Source organism: Streptomyces canus, assembly GCF_041435015.1.
GTDB lineage: Bacteria > Actinomycetota > Actinomycetes > Streptomycetales > Streptomycetaceae > Streptomyces > Streptomyces canus_G.
The window spans coordinates 35,235-54,566 of the sequence record NZ_CP107991.1; the positions used below are offsets into that span (position 1 = coordinate 35,235).

Sequence of the window (19,332 nt, forward strand, 5' to 3'; positions counted from 1 at the left end):
CTTCGGCGGCTGCTTCTCCATCGGCTGCTCGAACTCCTCTACTTGAGGTTGAACTCGTGGTGTCGTGTCGCTGATCAGGCGGGTCCGATGGTCAGGCCGGTCTCGGCGAGGCAGCCGTCTATGAGGTGACTGCGGTACTGGATGAGGCGTAAGAAACTGTTGTCTTTTCGATCTTGAGGGATGCGCGTCGAACGGGAGTCCCGATCGGGTGGTCGCGGGACGCTGGGCGCATACGAACAGGGCCTCCTGAACAGCTCGTTGGTGTCGAATCACCGAGCAGCAGGAGGCCCTGGTGCAGCAGTCTTGCGTGCCGATGGCCGGGCAGTCCAGCGCGGTCACCTGGGAGTGTGACTGCCTGGCTCACCGGTTCGGAAACGCCGCCGACAACGGGAAGCGGCAGCCTCGCTACCCGACCGACATGACGGACGGAGAGTGGGCCGCGGTCTGCCCGCTGCTGCCGGTGCCGGGCTGGATGCGCGGCCGGGGAGGCCGGCCGGAGGGGTACTGCCACCGGGCGATGCTCGATGCGATCCGGTATCTCGTGGACAACGGGATCAAGTGGCGGGCGATGCCCGCCGACTTCCTCCGTGGGACCGCGTCTACGCATTCTTCCGCCGCTGGCGGGACAACGCTCTGGTCAAGGAGTTCCACGACCGGTTGCGCGCGAGGGCCCGCGAGGAACTGGGGCGGGATGCGGAGCCGACGGCCGCGGTGATCGACTCGCAGTCCGTCAAAGCGGACGCGGTGGTCGGCGCGGACAGCCGGGGCTTCGACGGCGGCAAGCTGGTCAACGGGCGCAAGCGGCATGTCGTGGTCGACACGCTCGGCCTGCTGTTGGGTGTGATGGTCACCGCCGCGGACACCGGTGACCGCATCGCCGCCCAGGGCCTGCTTGGGCAGGTCGCCGACGTGCACCACCGGCTGGAACTGGTCTGGGCCGACGGCGGCTACACCGGCAGCCTGGTCGAGCACTGCCTGGCCACGCTCGCGCTGGTCCTGGCGATCGTGAAACGCAGCGACGACATGCGCGGCTTCGTGGTGCTGCCCAAGCGGTGGATCGTCGAGCGGTTCTTCGCCCACCTGATGCGAAGCCGCCGTCTGGTGCGCGACTTCGAGCGGCGCACGGCCAGCGCCGAGGCGATGGTCTACTGGTCGATGACCCTGCTCATGACGCGCCGCCTGGCCCGGTCACGCCTGCCGCGAGGGTGAACCGGCCCGGCTGCCGCTCGGCCAGCCAGCCCCGCGCGACCAGGCGTTTCGCCTTCGACCGCAGTGCCTCCACTCGTGCCGGCACCACGTCCATGCCGAACGCTTGGGCCATCTCCTGGCAGGTCAGCGGCCCTTGATGGAGCCGGTCCCGGTCTGCGAGCGTCGTGAGGATGCGCTGGTAGTCGACCGACAGCACCGACCAGGCCAGCCCCTGGCGCCACACCGGAACCTGCGACTTCGGCTTCGCCGCGTCCCGGGGTTCCGGCGGCGCGTCCGCATCCCGCGCTTCCTCAGTGACCTCTGTGCCGGCGGTGTTGCCGCCGTCCGGAGCCAGCACCGTGTCGACCCGCCTGCGGGCAATCGCCCACTCCTGCCATTCCTGCTCGGCCGCGGCCAGTTCGGCCTGGATGCGGTCGGCCTCCTCCCGCAGCCCGTCGACTCGACGGCGAGCGGCGACCTCGTGCTGTTCCAGCAGTCCGACGACGGACGGCATTCGTGACCTCCCGGGGAGCGACGACCCGACAGGCCACGACTCCCACGGAATCACCACTGCTATCCCCGACCAGCGGAAACGCACCGATCACGCCCGAAAAGACAACAGCTTCTAAGCCACGTCGGATGCGCTGGTCGAGGTGTTCGGGGGTCCTGCAGGCGACGTTGGAGAGCCATCCGCGTCGCAGGAGAGACCAGATGCCTTCGACGGGGCTGAGGTCGTTTGCGTAGGGCGGCAGGTAGTAGACGGTGAACCACTCCCGGGCTGCCGCCCACTGCCGCAGGTCGGCGGCTTTGTGGACGTTGAGGTTGTCCCAGACCAGGACGATCGGGCCGCCGAGCCGCTGGTGGGCGGCGATCAGCAGGTCCCGGTAGTCGCGCCAGGAGAAGCTTTGGCGCCCGTCGCGTCGGCCGTCGTCTCTGCGTGGCCGGTAGATCAGCCTTGAGCGGTGGCCGGGTTTGTAGCAGGTCAGCGCGGCAATGGATATCCGTCTGCGGGAACGGCCGCGGACCCGCACCACCGGCGTGTGTCCGCGTTGTGACCAGGTCTTCGCCTGCGGCGGCGTCATGGAGAATTCGGCTTCGTCCTCGAAGACGAGCCAGGCTCCACGAGCCGCCGCGCGTCTTCCGCGCAGTTGAGCGGTCCTGGCCTGGCGTGACGGAGATGGAACCGGCCGACATCGCAGGGGTCCTCGGGGTATGCGCCCAGCGGCTTGCCCCGCCGCCGCGGGTGCCGGTCACATCAGTGGCCAGCCCCGACCAGAAAGGCGACCATCAAGGCTCGCCCACGGTCACGAAACGACGGGCTGTTCGCGTCAACGGCACCGTTCACGGAACCTCACGTCGGTCGGAGCGGCACACCTGCCATCGGTGCAGGACATCCCCCACCGTGGCCGCACTGGGAACCTCGTGCAGGCCGAGAGGCTCGGCGCCCGCTTCCAGCGCCCGGAGTGCAGCCCCCACGGCCTCGTCTAGGAGCTCATCTGCAGAGCGGCCCTGATACAGGCCTTCTTCCAGTGATTTCGCAGCTCTTATGATGTCCGGGAAGACTGATTGAGCCTGCTCGAAGGCGATGTAGTGCGGCAGATCTTCGTCCAGACCATGAGCTGCGGCCGGCTTGACCGACCCAACAGCTTCAGACCACGCGGCAATCACACTCTTCTGTTGGAACTCTGGATACCGCATGCGGACCAGGTGTGTGGCGAGGTCGTGAATGGGGTCGCCGTAGGTTGCGAGTTCCCAATCAACGGCGATCAGGCGAGGGCCGCCGTCATGTTCTGTGACGACCACGTTGTCCCGGTGAAGATCTCCGTGAAGCAAGCTGTACGGTCGACGCGTCATGGCAGGCACATATTCGGCAAGGTGGACCAGGACGTCTTCCCGGATCCCGAGCGCCATGAAAAGCCCGCCGTAAACCGACCAACTCGGCTGACGGATCTGGCGGTCGGCCAACTCCATCAGCGTGCGCAGGTAGCCCTGGCTGTCTTCGTCATCGCGGGGCCAGCAAGAGGGCAACGGGGGCAGTGCTTCCCTGCGTACCGAAGTTGTCTGGGCCAGGAGCTGGGCCAGGTCCGCGATGTGCAGAGCATCGACGGGTTTGCCATCGGGGCACAGGCGGGACAGTGAGGTGCCCTCTACATAGCTGAGTACGGTCGCTGTCGCGGTTCTGGCCAGGTAGCGCGGTACATGGGGTAGTAAATCCTTGAGGGCGCCCAGGAGATCTGCTTCGTTCTCCCAGGTCCTGATGACTACCGGGATGGCGTCGGCCCTGGGGACCCGTACCAGCACACGGGTGCCTTGTTCTCTGCCGATGAGTTGTGCCATGCGTTGAGTGAGGGGTAGTACATAGTTGCGGTTGTGATGGCCACCGCTAGCCGTGCCGGATTGCTTGGCCAGCCATACGAACTCGTCGTTGGCGTCGTCTTCGTTGGGCACGTTACTCCCGGGAGGCACAACTTCAGAGCCGGAGGTGCTTCGCGGGGCGCTCCTGGCAAGGGATGTGGGCACACCTTAGTGCCCACGAGAGGCCGTGCGTGCGGTACTGCGGGGATCCTTGGTTCCAATGGGGTGCACGCGTAGCACAAAGTGGACCTCCGTAACCCTTCTAGTACTCCAGCTGTAGATCGCAATTTTGACCTTCTCGGCGCATCTGCCAAGGGTTACCTGAGTTGTCCTTGGCCGACGGGCTATCTTGCCGGGCATGCAGACGGTGAACTGGAGCGATGTCCGGGAGCGGACCGTCGCTCTCTATGCACGGCGGGGATCGAGGGCCGGTGCCGTTCTCCCGCCGGTCCTAAGCGAAGCTCAGGTGCGTCAGGCCGAGGAACAGTTCGGTGTGGTGTTCCCCGACGACTATCGCCAGTACCTGCTGTGCGTCAGTGCCGGCGGGCGGGTGCGCACGCTCCGGGTCGATCAGAGTGGCTGGCGCTGGGACGGCGACCAGCCTTCAGACCGTGCGAACCTGCATGTTCCTTTCCCGGACCACGACACCGCTCTCGCAGCGAGCGAAGATCTCTGGCTGACCGAACCCCAGGAGGGGGACTACGCCTCTGCTAGGGCCTACCAAGCCGATCACGACACGTGGCGGGAGAGGGCCGATGCCGCCGAGGACGCGCGGACTTCCGGGGCCGTCCCCCTCTGCGATGACGGCTGCGGCTTCTACACCCTCCTCGTGGTCAGCGGACCCATGCGGGGCGCCATGTGGTTCGACGGACGCGCGACCTGCGATCGCCTCAACCCGCTCTTGAACGACGACGGACAGCCCGCCACCTTCGCCGAGTGGTACCTGGACTGGCTCACCCATGAGGAACCGCTGACAACCCCGGAACTGCGTCGTGCGGCAAACGACCGCCGGCACGCCGGGACGGACGTGCCCATCTGGCTGCGCTGGTTCGACTCGTGAGCCGTCAGTGCTCTGGCCGCGAGTCGGTTCGTTCTGGTAGGGGGCCGGTGCGGGCATGGGTGCGGCCACCGTTGATCATCGTGAGTTGAGTGGACCGACGAAGAGACGGTGGCCGCGGGTCACAGCACAGATCCCGCCCGTCGGCGGGGTGCGTTCGAGGCCCTGATGAGCCGGATCGCAGGCCGCTTCGCCCGGGTGGAACCCCCGGGTCGAACCCCGGCGCCGGACAGGGAGATTGGTACTGGGCCTGCTGGCTGACCTGCCGCGCAAGAACGCTGGACGATCGCCGAGTGGGCGGGGGAAGCCACCCCGCACGGCCCGAGCACGGCCCGGCCCACCGGCTCAGCTGGTCCGCCTGGCGACGCCGCCACCAGGCGCGATCACGTGCCCGTCATTACCGCCGACAAGCCGCATCCCGGCCGTGAAGATCACGATCTACAGCTGGAGTACTAGCTGTCGCTAGCGGCGAGATTGGTCCAAAGGGAGTTGAACCAGCGCTGCTGCTTGTCCACCCAGGCGGACTGTGCGTCGCCCAATGATTCCTGCACGTCAGCTGAGCCGTCTTTGACCTTCGCCGTGTTGTCCTCGACGTCCGCTGTGTCGTCTTTGACGAAGTATGTACCTCTGGCGCCTACGCTGAGAACGTCGAGGGCCTCGACGTTCTCAGCATCGCCCACCGGGATACGCCGACGCTGCAGTTCGTACGCGCTGTGGAAGGCCTCCTTCCCGTTAAGCAGGTACAACTTGAACATCGGTGCCACTGGAACGCGCCGGACCTGGACGGCAGCGTGTTCGACTCGGCCATTCGCGCGCAGATTGTGGAGTGTGTCCGTCAAGGACAACAGACACCGGTCGGAAATCGACCGCAGGCGGGCCACGACGCGCATGTCATCCGGGTCATCCAGGCTGCGGGGGAAGGGGAGCGGCATATCCTTGGTCGGAAGCAGCATGCGCAGCTCGATCCGCTCCAGGCCAGGGGCTCCGCCAGTCAGGATACGTTCCGCCTGGATGCGAAGATGAGTGTCGAGCGATTCGGACGTGAGGCTGTACACGTCGAGCTTCACAACTGACTGCTCAAAGGCCCGCTCAACGAACCATCCCAGACCAGTGGTCCGCATTCGGGAGGCACTGTCAGCGGCGGAAGTGTTGTGGGCACCTGAGATCACGCGCGAGCCGCTGCCCTGGCGTGACTCGATCCAGCCTTCCGCTTTGAGTTCCTGCAGAGCACGTTGCACCGTGTCCCGGGAGACTTTGAACTCCTCGGCGAGCGAGCGCTGAGGCGGCAGAAAGCCACCCACCGGGTACTTCTGAGCAACTATGCGGCCACGCAGTTCAGTCAGGACACGCTGGACCGCCCCGCCGGCGTCGCTGCTTCGGGCCTCGCTCACATGCCGACCGTACCTCACGGAGGCAGCGAGGAAACCAATTTCAGCCAGGCCTCTGGCCCAAGTTACTGGATCAACCCACCCGGGGATACCAATCGTGAGCCAACTAGCCCAATTGGCAGGTTGGTCGGTAAGTGCACTAGAGTGGATGGGGGTTGTGCATGATTCTCTGGCAACTTGCGTGGATCGTGGTCCACTACGCCGCCGCGCGGCAGGTCGCATCTCAATTCGGAGTTGTGGGCTTGGCACTCCTGGGTGTGGGCTCCGCCCTGGTCGTGTTGCGGGTGCATGTGAGGGAAGTGCCGCTCTACTGGTGGGCGGTCTTCTTCCTTCTCCTGCTGTCGGTTCAGGCTTAAGACGCCATCCGCTTATCGATCACGTAGATGGTCTGGTCGAACTGGGCTCCTGATCGGGTGATCGCGTGCGGACTGACGCATGGAAGCAGGGCCTTTTGGCAGTTCGGGGGTGCTATCCCAACCGAGCACCAAGAGGCCCTGTTGCTGCAGACTTCCGCATCCGCGTGCGGGGAGTCCAACTCGCTGCCACCGTCGTGTAACTGCCTCGCGCGCGGTTCGGCAACGCGGCGGACGGCCGGAGCGCACTTCGAGCTCTGTCTCCGACATGACGGAGGCGGAGTGGCGGGTCGTCAGCCGTTGCGAGCTATCGTCAAGACATCCCCGCCCGGGCATCACGGCGGATCGCCGCGTACAGATCGACCTTGGACTTCGGTGGCGCCATCGCACCCTCATCCCGCAGAGCACCCCCAGGCTCCCACGTACAAACCCAGGCACTGCTGGGTGAGACGGGTGACCGTCGCCGGTGAGAGGCCCTCCGAGCTGCCGAGGAAGTGCTCCAGGGCGGGCGCCATCTCTTCCCGGACCTTTTCTCCCGGGCCTGCAGCAGACCGAGCACCGACGGCACCGGCGACCTCCACGAGCCAGACGAACCGACGAGCCACACCCATCTCGCCTGCCACGAACCGGAGTTCATGCCGACCCACCCCGAGCCAAACCATCACGCTCGGAAAGGGGATGACGTCTAAGACGTGAGCGCGTCCCAAACGTCTTTCAAAGAGCGCACGATGCACGAAGGCTCCGCCCCTGCCTTTCGAAGTGCGACAACCTTTGGCCGGTTGCCCGCGTACCCCAGGAAGCGAACGTCGGCCGCCCGTGCCGCTGCATAGTCTGTCGGCGCGTCACCGACCATCAGCGCCTCCGACGGGTTCGCATCCATCACGTCGAGCGCCTGCAGCAAGGAGTGGGGGTGCGGCTTCATCAAGTGGAGGTCACGCGTTCGCCCGATGATGTACGGAAAGCAGTCGGCAAGGCGGCGGGTGTCAACGTAGGCGGCAGCTGCCCGGGCGGAGTTGTTCGTCGTCACGGCGAACTGGACACCCAGAGCTGACCACTTCCGAATGAGGGGGTCTGCGTGGGGGGTCGGGAAGGCGCCGGGGACAGCCACGAGTTCCTGCCGGGTGAGCCACTCCTCCAACTCCGTGAGCAGGTCGCTGTTCGGATGACGTCGGCTGATGCCCGTCAGCATGGCATGCGGGTCTTTAAGCAAACGTTCCTTCATAGTCAACAGTTCAGGCTGGCCGGCTCGCTCGACTGTGGTGACCAGTCCGTGAGCCACTCTGGGGGCGGGATGCCCTGCGAACAACCGGCACATCGGACCGTCGAGATCCCATAAGACGTAACGGACCGGTGCGATCAATTTGCGGAGATCCTCAGCCGAGGCTATCTCCGGTTCAATCCAGGTCGTATCAGGGGTCACTAGGAGAGTGTCAGGTCCGCGGCGAAGGTTTCCCAGAGCGCGTCGACCGTACTGCCGACTTGGTTGGATGCCACGGCGGTCTCATGGTGTGCAGGCTGACTGCGTCACCGGGGTTGTCACGTCTGTCACCGGCCGACTTCCACGAACGCCCACGCATCGACCCGTTGTCGCCGTTGGCGGGACTACGCCGGCCGACGTCGGTAGAGAAGAACACCACCGGAACGGTGCCGTCGTCATCGAGGTGAGCCGACAACGACAGAACCTGCTCAGCCAGGTGCTGCATGGTCCGCGCTGCGACAGCATTCTCGCCGTTCCGGCACCCGCAGCTCCACGGGGGCCCGCACACCGATGGACTCCTCCAGCGTGGCAATCTCATCCTCTGTTCGGTGGCCGGGGCCGCCGTGAGGAAGGTATGCCCTCCCTAGTCCGAGACCGGGTACAAGGTCCTCGCGCGCGTGACAGCAGCCTTCCAGCACATCGCCAGTACCCACCCGGTCGCACGCCCAGCCCTTCCTCTGACCCGACCCCATCGACCTCACATCATGGTGCGTACGCAGCACATGTATCGCGGCGCTGCCGCAGAGAACAGCGCCGCGATACGCAGACGCCGGTAGCAACGCCCGTGCAGCCGCCAGGCCGCACGGCGGGAGGGCAGAGCTCTTCGCGAATCGTGGTCCAAGAACTGGCCAGCAGCCGGAGCGACTCACCCGCTGCTCGAAGCCAGTTGGTACTGCAGCACTGCTGGGGGCGTGTCGGGTGTTCGGTCGCTTCAGTCGCTCGGCCCGCTGGCCTGTGCGTGGGGCAGCGACTGAAGAGCCAGCGACCGGGGAACAGCTCGGTCGCTGGCTGGTAGACGAGAAAAACCCCAGGTCAGAGAAGGTGACGGGGCATTTTGAGCGACTGAAGCGACTTGAGTTGCCTATATATGAGGTCATCTAAGTGTTCTCGTGTGCGTCATAGACAGCAAGCTTCAGTCGCTTCAGTCGCTAATTCTGGCTTGAAGGGCCTGTGACCTGCGGCTTTTGACACGCTGGAAGCGCAGCGACTGAAAGGTGTTCGGTCGCTCTGCGGCAGGCCCGGTCGCTGGCCTCGTTCTGCGGCGGGTGTTGCCGACAGGGGAGGCCCTCGTTGTTTCGCATGTGCTCCACAACCTCACAGGTCTGGTTCGCTAGTCTGTGTCCGTCGTTGAGTCGCTTCGGTCGCTAGTAGGGGGTGCATGTGCCTGCTGAGCTGCGGTTTCCTCACGGCGACTCACGAACAGCCGCCCCCGATGCCTTGGTAGCCGCCCGGTCGCTGGCCATTGCGGGATGGTGCGCACGCCGTGGCTGGCCAGTCCACCCCCTCGCTGCGGGCCGTAAGACACCGGCCGCGAACTGCGGCGAGTGCCGTGAGCACACGCACTCTCCGGCACAGTGCCCCTGTCTGCCCGCGGGGCGGTGGTGCCACGGCTTTCACGCTGCGACCCTCGACCAGCAGCGGATCACCCGGTGGTGGGGTGCCGACCCCGACCTCGGTGTCGGTGTGGCCTGCGGCCCGGCGGGCCTGGTGGTCATCGACATCGACGCCCACTCCGCCGCGCCTCCCAGCCGGCACCGGATCCTGCCGGGCATCACGATCGGCGACCACATCGACCTGGCCGGTCTGGCCAACGGCTTCCACACCCTCGCCGTCCTGGCTGCTCTGCGCGGCCGGCCGAACCCCGCCGACGACACCGCGACCCTGCGCGTGCGTACCCCTTCCGGCGGGCTGCACGTGTGGTACCGGAGCACCGACAACCGCCGCTGGCAGTGCTCTTCAGGCTCCAGCCAGGGCCGAGCCCTGGCCTGGCAGGTCGACGTCCGCGCACACGGCGGATACATCATCGCCCCCGGCACCACCACCCGCCACGGCACCTACACCCCCCTTGGCGATGCCCGGGAACCCACCCCGCTACCGGCCTGGCTCGCGCAGGAACTCGAACGCACCGGTCACCTGCCCGCCCCCACCGTCCCCGCCCCCCGCCCGGTCCCGCCCCGCGCGCAGCAGGCCGTCCTTGCCGCGGGCGGCGGTCGCGCCCGCCTCTCCCACGTCCTGGCCGCGATCCTGGCCCCGGTCCAGGAGTGCGGGCGTGCCTCGGAGGGCACCGGTTTCTCCGACGCCCTCAACCGGGCCGCCTACACCCTCGGTGGCCTCGTGGCCGCCGGCCGCCTCCTCCAGGACGAAGCCGAGCAGGCCCTGCGCGAGACCGCGACCGCGGTGCGTCCCGGCCAGGAACGCCGCGCCGAGCAGATCATCCGCAGCGGCATGACCGAAGGCCTCAAGCGCCCCCTGCACGCCACGTCAGGGAGGCGCCAGTGACCTCGCCCAACCGCGACACACTCTTCGACTTCAACCCCGATGCCGTCGCCGCCCAGATCCTCGCCCAGGGCCCTCTCCCCGTGCCCGCGCAGACGGCGACCGACCGGCCCGCCGCCGAGGCAACCCCGGCCGGCCTGGTACCCGACACCCTGACCGACCGCGGCAACGCCAAGCTCTTCGTCAAGCTCTACGCCAACGACTACCGCCACGTCCCCAAGATCGGCTGGTACCGGTGGGACACCACCCGCTGGCAGATCGACGAAGACGACTCCATCCTGTGGGCCGCCGGTGACCTCGCCGAGAACATCGCCACCCACGACCCCCGCGGCCTGTTCACCACCACCGCCCTGCACAAACACCGCACCCGCGCCCTGTCCACCACCGGCATGAACGCCATGCTCTCCCAGGCCAAGTCGGCACCCGGCATGGTCCTCAAACCCGACCGCCTGGACGCCGACCCCTACGCGCTGTGCACCCCGCAGGGCGTCGTCGACCTGCGCACCGGCCTGATGACGCCCCCTGACCCGAACAAGGACTTCCACTCCCGCTCCACCACCGTCGCCCCCCAGCAGATGCCCACCCCCCGCTGGATGCGCTTTTTGACCGACACCTTCGGCGACGACACCGAAGGCCTCGAAATGATCGACTACCTGCACCTGTTGCTCGGGTACTCGATCACCGGCGACGTCGGAGCCCAGGTCCTGCCCTTCCTGTGGGGAGCAGGCAAGAACGGCAAGTCCGTCTTGCTGGACGCTTTCATGAAACTGCTCGGCGACTACGCCGACGCCGCCCCGCCCGGCTTCCTGATGGCCAAGCCCTTCGAAGGCCACCCCACCGACCTCGCCGAGCTCCACGGCAGGCGCGTGTACGTCTGCTCGGAGATCAAGCCCGGCGACAAGTTCGACGAAGCCCGCGTCAAACACCTCACCGGCGGCGACCGCATCAAAGCCCGCCGCATGCGTCAGGACCCCTTCAGCTTCGACCCCACCCACAAACTCTGGCTCCTGGGCAACCACAAACCCGAAGTCGGCACCGGAGGCTTCGCGTTCTGGCGTCGCATGCGCCTGATCCCCTTCGAACGCGTCGTCTCCGACGACCGCAAGATCGACAACCTGGCCGACCTCCTCGTCATGGAGGAAGGCCCCGGCATCCTCGCCTGGCTCATCGACGGCGCCCGCCGTTACCTCGCCGGCGACCGCGACCTCACCGGACCCGAACGCGTCCGCATCGCCACCACCGCCTACGCCGTCACCGAAGACCACACCGGCCGCTTCTACGAGGAATGCTGCCGCCAGGGCCCCGACCTCAGAGCCGAGCAGACCACGCTCTACAGCGCCTACAAGACCTGGTGCCACAATGAAGGAACGCAAGTCATCTCCTCACGAGCCTTCGCCGCCCGCACCCGCGAACTGGTCGGACTGGCCTCACCGAAGGAGATGAAGGTGTCCAACCAGCGCAAGTACTACCCGGGCATCGGACTGCTCACCGACGAGGAGAGGGAAGCAGGCCTATGAGTTCCCTGATCGACGCGGACGAGATCAGCCACGAGAGCGAACTCGTCTGGCTGGAAGACATCGACACCCTCGAGTACGTCCGCCAGAGCCTGGACCGCCTGCCCACCCGTAAAGGCCGCCCCGCCTACCACCGCGACGGCCGCATGGTCGGCTACGCCATCCTGGGCCCCGACGCCAAAGCCTCCCGCGCCTCCGGCACCTTCCGTCGCCGCGTCTTCTGGCTCCTGCCCCACGACCGCGACACCGAACCCGAAGGCCTGTACGCCAAAAGCGCGCCCGCCGAAGCAGTTGACCCCCGCACCCTCCAACCCCGGGTCAAGGGCTACAAGACCGAACGCTCCGAAGGCGGCCCACCCTCCGTCGCCATGCAGGAACTCGGCATACAACTCCCGCTGTAGGCGCCGCTCCGACTGCGGTGCCTCAGTCGTGCCCAGCTCACGGCGGTCGCCGGCAACCTGCGCGGTGGCTCTTTGGCGTGGTTCAGCAGGGGAGTCGAGGCAGGTCGGGCACCGTCAGAATCGGCGTCCACTCGCCGATCCCGCGCCCGGCGGCCGCGAGCAGTGTGCGATCCGGCCTTGACGGATACCGCCCCCGTCAGCTTGTCCACTGAGCCGCCTGCTCGGCGCGGAAAGCGTCCGCCAGTGCGGCGCACTCCTCGCCCACGCCGCGTACGACGCCCTCCTCGACCACTGCCTTTGTCTTGCAGGAACTGCCCCCAAGTAGATACCGCCCATGCCGTTTTTATGGATCACTCGCTCGATCATGTGGTGGACGGACCCACCTGGGCCGAGGTGGTCGACGGGGAGGGTGCGGGGCTAGAAGTCCGAGGATTACCGGGGTGAGCCGACGATCTCGAGTGCACCCGTCGGTGCCGCCGCGCCGTGAGATATGGTTCACGAGGGGTAACAAACAAACAGCATGACCCGTTCGTCAAAGAGCGAACAGGTCGTTCCAGTCCCAGGAGTGTTCAGTCGATGGCGAGGCAGTTACGCGCCGAGCAGACCCGCGCGACGATCATCACGGCCGCAGCAGAGCTGTTCGACCGCCATGGCTACGAGTCGACCAGCCTGAGCGACATCGTCGAACATGCCCAAGTCACCAAGGGCGCCCTCTACTTCCACTTCGCGGCCAAGGAGGACCTCGCCCACGCCATCATGGAGCTGCAGTCCAAGGCCTCGCACGAGGTGACGAACGATCTGGACGGGCGGGACTACTCCTCGCTCGAGACCCTGATGCGCATCACCTTCGGCATCGCCCGGCTGTCCGTCGAGGGCCCGATCCCGCGGGCCGGGCTCCGCCTCGCCACCGAGGGAGCCGCCGTCCGGCCGCCGCTGAAGCACCCCTTCATGGAATGGCAGGACATCGCCACCCGCAAACTGACCGGTGCGGTGAAGGAGGCCGACGTTCGCCCAGACATAGACGTCGAGGCCGTCGCCAAATCCCTCGTCAGCTTCTTCGTCGGTACCCGCGTGGTGGGCCGCTCCCTCGAACCCGTCGCCCACCAGCCCCGCAGACTGGCCGAGATGTGGCACCTCACGATCCGCGGCCTGGTCCCGGTGACCCGCCGCGCCCGCTATCTGAACCTCGCCGCGCGCCTGGAGCGGGAGATGAGAGTGGCCTGAGGTGCACGACGGAGCCCGTGTCGAGCCCCGTCCGCAGCACGCTTCTTCAGGGGTCTCCCGGCTCTGGCGCAGCCGCACGAGCCGACGGGCGTGCGTGTGATCGCAAAGCGCAGAAGACCGTCGGCGGGGCCGGGCTGCAGAGGGCCGTGCGTACCGCGGCGTCGATCGGCGGTGATCCGACGATCGCGCTCATCCATCCGCATCGGCTCAGTCGGAGATCGCGGCCGTGGCTGTGCGGGATGCTATGGCGGCACCTTGCCGATCTCCCTTCCCGTCGGGTGCGAGAGGCTCCGCGTGACGGCTGCGTGAACGTCGGCGCCGACCTGGGCGGGACAGCTCACCGTGCTCGGTGCCCGCCGCCCGTACCACCGCGGCCGTGACGCCCGCCGGGATGAGTCGTTAGCAGCCCGGTTGACAGACTCCGGGGCCTCTCGTAGCTTGAAATAACTTCAATTGAAGTACTTCGCTGGGAGTTGTTAGAATTGCGCAAGCTCGTGTACTACGTCGGGGCCAGCATCGACGGCTACATCGCAGGCCCCGACGGGCAGTCCGACTTCTTCCCTTTCGGCGGGGAGAAGCAGGACGCGGAGTACTCGGAATGGGTCAATGCGCGGTACCCCGAGACCGTGCCCACGATCATGCGACCGCAGGCCGGTCTGGTGGGTGCCCCCAACCAACGCTTCGACACCGTCGTGATGGGCCTGGGTTCCTATCAACCGGCTCTGAACCAGGGGATTCCGAGCCCGTACAAGCACATGCGTCAGTACGTCGTGTCCAGCTCGCTCGGTCACGCCCCCGATCCCGCCGTCACCGTCATCGGCGATCCACTCGGCCTCGTGCGCTCCCTCAAGAAGGAGAAGGGGAAGGACATCTGGCTGTGCGGCGGTGGCCGGCTGGCCGGTTCCGTGCTGACCGAGCTCGACGAGCTGATCGTCAAGAGCTACCCCGTGGTCGCCGGGGGAGGGACTCCGATGTTCGATGGGCCCTTCGACCCCACGCGGTTCTCCGTGACCACCAGGGAGTCGTTCGCCAACGATGTCACGATCACCTGGCTGAAGGCAGACCGTTAGTGCCGCATCAGGCAACGTTTGCCTCGTTGGGGCCAGACTGGGGTGCCGGTGCCGGTATGCGGGACACCGTTTCGTCGTGACGCGGAAGCCTCACCGCTGCGGCACGGTCGGCCGTATGGCGCCGGAACGGGTGACAGTCCGGCACGTATCGAGGTCCCTGACGGAGCGTTTGGTCCGGTGATTCGTGTTTGGTCCCGGGTCAGGTTCCGCGCCGGTTCAGGGTGGCTTCACCGGTGCGTCTGCGGGCCATGATCGTGAACCCGCGGGCGCCGGACGGGCGTTGGACCGGGTGGACGTCGATGCCGAGGCGGGCCCCGTGGTCGATGGCGGTGGTGCGGTAGCCCGCGTCCACCCAGGCCTTCGTGATGTGAGGGTGGGTCGTGGCGATGCGGGACGGCAGGGTTACGCCGGCTGCGGTGTCGGGCACGCCGGCGACGGTGCTGTCGTTCGCGGCACTGGCGCCGGCTGCGGCGCACGAGGGCGAGCACCGAGGCGGTCCAGGCCGACCGGACGGTGAACTGTCCGGAGTGCGGCGCGAGTTGGACCGTCGGAGTGGACCATCCTGTCTCGGCACGGTACTGCTCTCCCCATCGCCGCAAACGGGCGTGGCACCGGCAGCGGAAACGCGCCGCCCGCCACAGCATCAGGGCGGCGCGTCACATCACAACAGGGCTAACGTCGCCTGATGCGGCACCAGTTACTCCCAAAGGTGGGTGCGGCGAGCCCACTCGTCCGGCTTGTCCCCGAGCCGCCTGCCGGTGGCGATCGGGACGGCGTCCAGGAACTCGGAGGGCAGGTCGAAAGCGTCTGCCAGGGTCATCATGTGCGGTGCCAGGCCAGCGATGACATCGTTGACAAGATACGGGAACGTACGGACGTGGTCGGCGGCCAGATGGCCCTCCGCGAGCAGATCGCCCGTGCGGCCCTCGATCTGACGGAGCAGGAACAGCCGACAGAGGTTCTCCAGGACCGTGCGCGTCGCGTCGCTCTCCGCCCGGGCCGCCGCCTCAATGAAGGCGTCCGCGGCCTGTAGGGCGGCGTAGACCGAGACCATCTCCAGGGCGGGACCGGAGGCCTCGTTCCACCGGCCGAGCGGATCGCCCTTCGGGCCCTGGCGCAGCGCCGTACGGGCACGGGACTGCCAGAGCACCACGAGCTCGGCGAGGAGGTCGCGCAGGAAGGGAAGACTGGTCAGCGACCTGCCGACGGGCGGGACGGGGGGATGAGGACGGTGCTCCACTCCCTGCCCGAAGAGCATCTCGGACCCGGCCTTCACCCAGATGACGAGGTTGTCCCCCTCCGCGGTGATCCCGCCTTCGATGTTCTGGGCCAGCTCGGAGATGCCGTTCACGGGGAAGAGGCCCTGGGCCCCGCAGCGTTCGCGGGCCTCGGTCGTCACGGCCCGGGCCTGCCAGGTGATCCATCCCTTCACGATGGCAACGAGCCGCTCGACGTCCGCCCGGTCCTGCGGGGCGTGGTGCATCCAGCGGGACACCGTCGTGCGGTGGAGGAAGGTCATCGCGTACGCCGTGGCGAGGCCGTGGAGCAGGCGGCCGTGGTGGCTGCGGTGCGCTGCCAGTGGCACCCGCTCACCGAGCTTCGGGCCGGCGATGAAGCGTGAGTGGGCGTGACGTACGGCGATGGCCAGGGCCGCACGGGACATACCGAGTGTTCCTGCACTCATGCAGAGCTTCCCGGCGGTGACGCGACCGATCGAGCGCAGGAAACGTTTGCGAGCGCTGCCGACCTCACTATCGAGGCGGCCTTCGTCGTCGAGGCGGCCGTGTGCTGACTCCAGTAGGGCCTCTCGGGGGAGTCGTACGTGCTCGAAGGCGGTGAGACAGTGGTCCACGGGCGTGCCGGTACGGTCCGGGAGCCTGCGAACGTGAATCCCGGGGAGATGGCCGTCCCGGTCGCTCAGCTGAGTAAGGAAAAGGAAGACTCCCTGGTCCTCGCCGTCGATCACGAGACGGGCGGCGACGACGGCGCTCTTGGGTCCGCCGGCCAGGCTGGTGTTCGGCATGAACTTCTGGGCGCCGGGGGTCGGCGTGTGCAGAATGAAGCCACCGGTCTCGGGGTCGAGCACGGCGGTGGTCTGCAGGGCCGGAGCGTCGTTGCCGTGGTCTAGTTCCGTACAGAGAAACGTTCCTGCCTGCCGCATCGAGGTGAACTCGGAGAGGTCCCGCCCGTCAATGCCGTTCTGGTGGTCGAGCAGACTGCCCAGGAACAGGTTGTAGTGGATGCTGGCGAGGGTGCACACGCCCCCGTCCGCCACGCCGACCCACTCGTGCAGCGCGGCAAGTGACCGCGCGTCCCCCGCCAGGGCCAGCGGGGAGCCGACCAGGGAGTTGACCAGCCGTAGGCGCTCGTAGGAGAGGGCTGTGCGCTCGCCGGTGGACAGGTCGGGGCGGTGACGGAACTCCTTCGCGGCGAGCAGGTGCCGCCATGTCCCGTGGACGCGCTCCTTGTCCTCCTCGTCGAAGAGCAGGTGCGCCAGTTCCCGGCGGGAGGATGTGTCGCCCTCTGCCGGTCTGATGCTGGTGCGGCGTCCCCCGCGCCGCTGCTCGGGTATGTGCACCGGCCCCGCCGCCTGGGCGGGACTCTCGTCATGGAACGTCAGCATGGCCATGGTCAGGGACCTCTCTGAGCGCCGTCGGCGATTGACGAGGACCATAAAATACGTACCAGACGGTTTAATCAAGCAGAACACAGATGTGAGGATCCCTTGAAAAACCGGCTGGCGGGTTTTATCTTGATGGCCACCGCAGCGCTCAGTGTCGGAGGAATGTCCGGAAATGATGCTTTGGGGACGAGGGATTCGGTCCTTCGGTGGCGTGGAGTCCACCGGCGTACCCTGCGTAAAATCAAAACCGGATGGTTTCTTTCTTGGGAGGTTGACTGTGGTTCGGCAAGAACGGGCTGTGCGGACGCGTCAGGCAGTACTGGTCGCGGCAGCGGAGATCTTTGATCAGGTCGGGTACGACGCGGCCTCGATCTCCGACATCCTCGCCCGGTCCGGCGTGACCAAGGGGGCCCTCTACTTTCACTTCCCGTCCAAGAAGGACCTGGCACAGGGAGTCCTGGACGCCCAGGTCGACGCTCTGCCGGCGGTCCCCGTCCAGGAACTGAAGCTGCAACAGTCCCTGGACGAGGCGCTGCTGCTGGCGCACCTCCTCCGGAAAGAGACGGGCGACCCGATCGTTCGGGGCAGCGTGCGACTGACCGTGGAGCAGGGGTCGAGCAAGGACGGGCTGGACCGGCGCGTGCCGATGCGACGGTGGATCGAGCACACCCAGGGCCTCTTCGAAGAGGCCAAGCAGGCTGGGGAGATCCTGCCGCACATCGACGTGGAGGCCGTCGCGAAGCTGGCCGTGGGTGCATTCACCGGCATCCAGGTGCTGTCGAACATCATGATGGACCGCGCGGACATGCCTGAGCGGGTCATCGACCTCTACCGGAACCTCATGGCGGCCATTGCGGCACCCGCCGTGCTCGCGCGCCTGCAGTTCGACGTCGGACGAGGCGCCGAGGTGTTCGAGGAAAGCGTACGACTGCGAGAAAACGCCGAGCTCGCCTCACCCTGAGCTCGACCGCGCGATCCGCGTCACGGGAACCACGGACGTCGAGGACAAGACGACGTCCGTGTGACCGGATCGCGCACACACCACACCAACACAAACGGGGATGGCACGATGGAAGCACCTGTCTGCCCATACGCACTCGACGTCCTGGGACGTGACCTCGCGGGCGAGGCCGCCATGTTGCAGGCACAGGGGGCCGCGGTGGAAGTGGAACTGCCCGGCAAGGTCCTCGCCTGGGCTGTCACACGGCAGCGGTACATCAAGCAGCTTCTCACCGACCCGCGGGTCTCCAAGGACGCCCGCAAGCACTGGCCGGCCTTCCGCGAGGGTCGCATAACCGACGAGTGGCCGCTCTACCCGTGGGTGGCGAACGAGAACATGCTCTTCGCCTACGGCGAGGACCACTCCCGTCTCCGCCGCCTGCTCTCGGGAGCGTTCACCGTCCGCCGCACGGAGGCGCTCCGGCCGCGGGTCGAGGCGATCGTCGCGGAACTGCTCGACGGCCTGGAGCTGCTGCCCGGCGACGAGCCGACCGATCTGCGGGCGGTGTTCGCCAAGATCCTGCCCATGAAGGTGATATGCGAACTGTTCGGGGTGTCGGAGGCCGACACGAGCCCGCTGTGCACAGCCCTGGACACCGTCTTCAACACCACCGTCAGTGGTGAGGAGATGGCCATGGCGCAGCTGCGGGTCTTCGAGTTGCTGGGCGCGCTCGTCGAGGAGAAGCGCTCCGCGCCCGGTAACGACCTGACGTCCGCCCTGATCGAGATCCGCGACAACGGCGAGGGACTCCGGGAGCAGGAACTGCTCGGGACCCTGTACCTCATGATCGCGGCAGGCCAGGAGACGACCCGCACGCTGATCGTCAACGCCCTCGCCGCTCTGCTGACCCGCCCCGACCAGCTGGAGCACGTCCGGGCGGGCCGGGCCGACTTCAACGACGTCATCGCCGAGACCATGCGGACCCGTAACCCGGCGGCCTTCTCGCCCATGCGGTTCGCCGTGGAGGACATCGACCTGGACGGCGTGTCGATCAAGAAGGGCGACCCCATCCTGGTGTCCTTCGCCGCCGCCGGGATCGATGTGGAACAACACGGCCCCGACGCCGCCGACTTCGACCTGATGCGTCCCGGACGCCGTGAAAGCCTCGGCTTCGGGCACGGTGTCCACCACTGTGCCGGGGCCCCGCTGGCCCGGCTGGAGGCGTCCGTCGCCCTGGCCCGGATCCTGGAGCGCTTCCCGCGGATGACGATGGCGCTGCCCGTGGAGGGGCTCGGTCCGATGGGATCCTTCATCGTCAACGGGTACAGCTCGCTGCCCGTGTTCCTGAGACCGGCGACCGACTGACCGCGATCCCGGTGATCCGTCTGCGGTGACCCGCCGCAGCGCGGAGGCGGGACGGGCCGGGCGCGCTCTGTGAAGCCCCGGCCGCGATCGTCCCGCCTCC

15 protein-coding genes and 5 pseudogenes are annotated in these 19,332 nt (G+C 67.1%); 11 read left to right on the forward strand and 9 right to left on the reverse strand.

What is annotated here, in order from left to right; all coding sequences use genetic code 11:
- Positions 1–74 precede the first annotated feature (74 nt).
- Positions 75–152 (reverse strand): annotated as a pseudogene (locus tag OG841_RS48210) (transposase); the annotation flags it as partial.
- A 320-nt stretch (positions 153–472) separates the two neighbouring features.
- Here OG841_RS48210 and OG841_RS48215 point away from each other — a divergent pair.
- Positions 473–532: pseudogene (locus OG841_RS48215) on the forward strand (transposase); the annotation flags it as partial.
- Positions 533–558: 26 nt separating this feature from the next.
- On the forward strand, positions 559–1,209 hold the full coding sequence (locus OG841_RS48220) for an IS5 family transposase (protein ID WP_331723828.1): 651 nt from the start codon (positions 559–561) through the stop codon (positions 1,207–1,209).
- Here OG841_RS48220 and OG841_RS48225 read toward each other — a convergent pair.
- The 3 genes and pseudogenes from OG841_RS48225 to OG841_RS48235 all read right to left on the reverse strand — a co-directional run bounded on the left by OG841_RS48225 (position 1,166) and on the right by OG841_RS48235 (position 3,636).
- Positions 1,166–1,702 (reverse strand): hypothetical protein, encoded by a 537-nt coding sequence (locus OG841_RS48225; RefSeq protein ID WP_328635796.1) that lies wholly within the window; start codon positions 1,700–1,702, stop codon positions 1,166–1,168. The two genes, OG841_RS48220 and OG841_RS48225, sit on opposite strands and share 44 nt — an antisense overlap.
- Before the next feature lie 97 nt (positions 1,703–1,799).
- Positions 1,800–2,333: pseudogene (locus tag OG841_RS48230) on the reverse strand (transposase); the annotation flags it as partial.
- A gap of 196 nt (positions 2,334–2,529) precedes the next feature.
- Positions 2,530–3,636 carry a phosphotransferase family protein gene (locus OG841_RS48235; RefSeq protein WP_328643821.1) on the reverse strand — a complete coding sequence of 369 codons (1,107 nt, stop codon included), beginning with the start codon at positions 3,634–3,636 and terminating at the stop codon, positions 2,530–2,532.
- 265 nt (positions 3,637–3,901) lie between these two features.
- Between OG841_RS48235 and OG841_RS48240 the strand changes: the two genes are divergently transcribed.
- Entirely contained in the window at positions 3,902–4,603 is a 702-nt protein-coding gene (locus OG841_RS48240; RefSeq protein WP_328643822.1) for an SMI1/KNR4 family protein, read from the forward strand.
- 165 nt (positions 4,604–4,768) lie between these two features.
- Positions 4,769–4,921: pseudogene (locus tag OG841_RS48245) on the forward strand (IS701 family transposase); the annotation flags it as partial.
- A gap of 131 nt (positions 4,922–5,052) precedes the next feature.
- On the opposite strand, the gene OG841_RS48250 reads toward OG841_RS48245, so the two are convergent.
- From OG841_RS48250 to OG841_RS48260, 3 genes and pseudogenes are all read right to left on the reverse strand, one after another.
- Positions 5,053–5,991: a winged helix-turn-helix domain-containing protein gene (locus tag OG841_RS48250; RefSeq protein WP_328643823.1), complete on the reverse strand. Its 939-nt coding sequence runs from the start codon at positions 5,989–5,991 to the stop codon at positions 5,053–5,055.
- A gap of 1,035 nt (positions 5,992–7,026) precedes the next feature.
- Positions 7,027–7,761, reverse strand: a complete 735-nt coding sequence (locus OG841_RS48255) for an HAD family hydrolase (RefSeq protein WP_328643824.1) — start codon at positions 7,759–7,761, stop codon at positions 7,027–7,029.
- Positions 7,762–7,954: 193 nt separating this feature from the next.
- A pseudogene (locus OG841_RS48260) lies at positions 7,955–8,047 on the reverse strand (toxic cation resistance protein); the annotation flags it as partial.
- A gap of 989 nt (positions 8,048–9,036) precedes the next feature.
- On the opposite strand from OG841_RS48260, the gene OG841_RS48265 reads away from it, so the two are divergent.
- From OG841_RS48265 to OG841_RS48285, 5 genes are all read left to right on the forward strand, one after another.
- Positions 9,037–10,098: a bifunctional DNA primase/polymerase gene (locus OG841_RS48265; protein WP_371571411.1), complete on the forward strand. Its 1,062-nt coding sequence runs from the start codon at positions 9,037–9,039 to the stop codon at positions 10,096–10,098.
- Positions 10,095–11,612, forward strand: a complete 1,518-nt coding sequence (locus tag OG841_RS48270; RefSeq protein WP_328643825.1) for a DNA primase family protein — start codon at positions 10,095–10,097, stop codon at positions 11,610–11,612. The genes OG841_RS48265 and OG841_RS48270 overlap by 4 nt, the downstream gene beginning before the upstream one ends.
- Complete coding sequence (locus OG841_RS48275; RefSeq protein WP_328643826.1) at positions 11,609–12,010, forward strand: DUF6009 family protein; 402 nt, start codon at positions 11,609–11,611, stop codon at positions 12,008–12,010. Before OG841_RS48270 ends, OG841_RS48275 begins: the two co-directional genes overlap by 4 nt.
- Positions 12,011–12,586: 576 nt before the next feature.
- Positions 12,587–13,234, forward strand: a complete 648-nt coding sequence (locus OG841_RS48280) for a ScbR family autoregulator-binding transcription factor (protein ID WP_328643827.1) — start codon at positions 12,587–12,589, stop codon at positions 13,232–13,234.
- Between the two features lie 482 nt (positions 13,235–13,716).
- On the forward strand, positions 13,717–14,304 hold the full coding sequence (locus OG841_RS48285) for a dihydrofolate reductase family protein (protein WP_331723156.1): 588 nt from the start codon (positions 13,717–13,719) through the stop codon (positions 14,302–14,304).
- A 199-nt stretch (positions 14,305–14,503) separates the two neighbouring features.
- Here the strand turns inward: OG841_RS48285 and OG841_RS48290 are convergent, their stop codons facing one another.
- Together OG841_RS48290 and OG841_RS48295 are read right to left on the reverse strand one after the other, a co-directional pair.
- The gene (locus OG841_RS48290; protein WP_328643829.1) at positions 14,504–14,731 is read right to left on the reverse strand and encodes a hypothetical protein; all 228 of its coding nucleotides are present in this window, start codon (positions 14,729–14,731) and stop codon (positions 14,504–14,506) included.
- Positions 14,732–15,001: 270 nt separating this feature from the next.
- Entirely contained in the window at positions 15,002–16,933 is a 1,932-nt protein-coding gene (locus tag OG841_RS48295; RefSeq protein WP_331723830.1) for an acyl-CoA dehydrogenase family protein, read from the reverse strand.
- 271 nt (positions 16,934–17,204) lie between these two features.
- Between OG841_RS48295 and OG841_RS48300 the strand changes: the two genes are divergently transcribed.
- The gene (locus OG841_RS48300; RefSeq protein WP_328643887.1) at positions 17,205–17,888 is read left to right on the forward strand and encodes a ScbR family autoregulator-binding transcription factor; all 684 of its coding nucleotides are present in this window, start codon (positions 17,205–17,207) and stop codon (positions 17,886–17,888) included.
- A 108-nt stretch (positions 17,889–17,996) separates the two neighbouring features.
- Positions 17,997–19,232: a cytochrome P450 family protein gene (locus tag OG841_RS48305; protein WP_328643831.1), complete on the forward strand. Its 1,236-nt coding sequence runs from the start codon at positions 17,997–17,999 to the stop codon at positions 19,230–19,232.
- Positions 19,233–19,332 lie beyond the last annotated feature (100 nt).

Excerpts from the sequence above, each read along its gene's own strand:
- OG841_RS48240 (WP_328643822.1), top strand. The coding sequence starts at position 3,902 with ATGCAGACGGTGAACTGGAGCGATGTCCGGGAGCGGACCGTCGCTCTC.
- OG841_RS48225 (WP_328635796.1), bottom strand. The coding sequence starts at position 1,702 with ATGCCGTCCGTCGTCGGACTGCTGGAACAGCACGAGGTCGCCGCTCGC.
- OG841_RS48280 (WP_328643827.1), top strand. The coding sequence starts at position 12,587 with ATGGCGAGGCAGTTACGCGCCGAGCAGACCCGCGCGACGATCATCACG.
- OG841_RS48275 (WP_328643826.1), top strand. The coding sequence starts at position 11,609 with ATGAGTTCCCTGATCGACGCGGACGAGATCAGCCACGAGAGCGAACTC.
- OG841_RS48295 (WP_331723830.1), bottom strand. The coding sequence starts at position 16,933 with ATGGCCATGCTGACGTTCCATGACGAGAGTCCCGCCCAGGCGGCGGGG.
- OG841_RS48305 (WP_328643831.1), top strand. The coding sequence starts at position 17,997 with ATGGAAGCACCTGTCTGCCCATACGCACTCGACGTCCTGGGACGTGAC.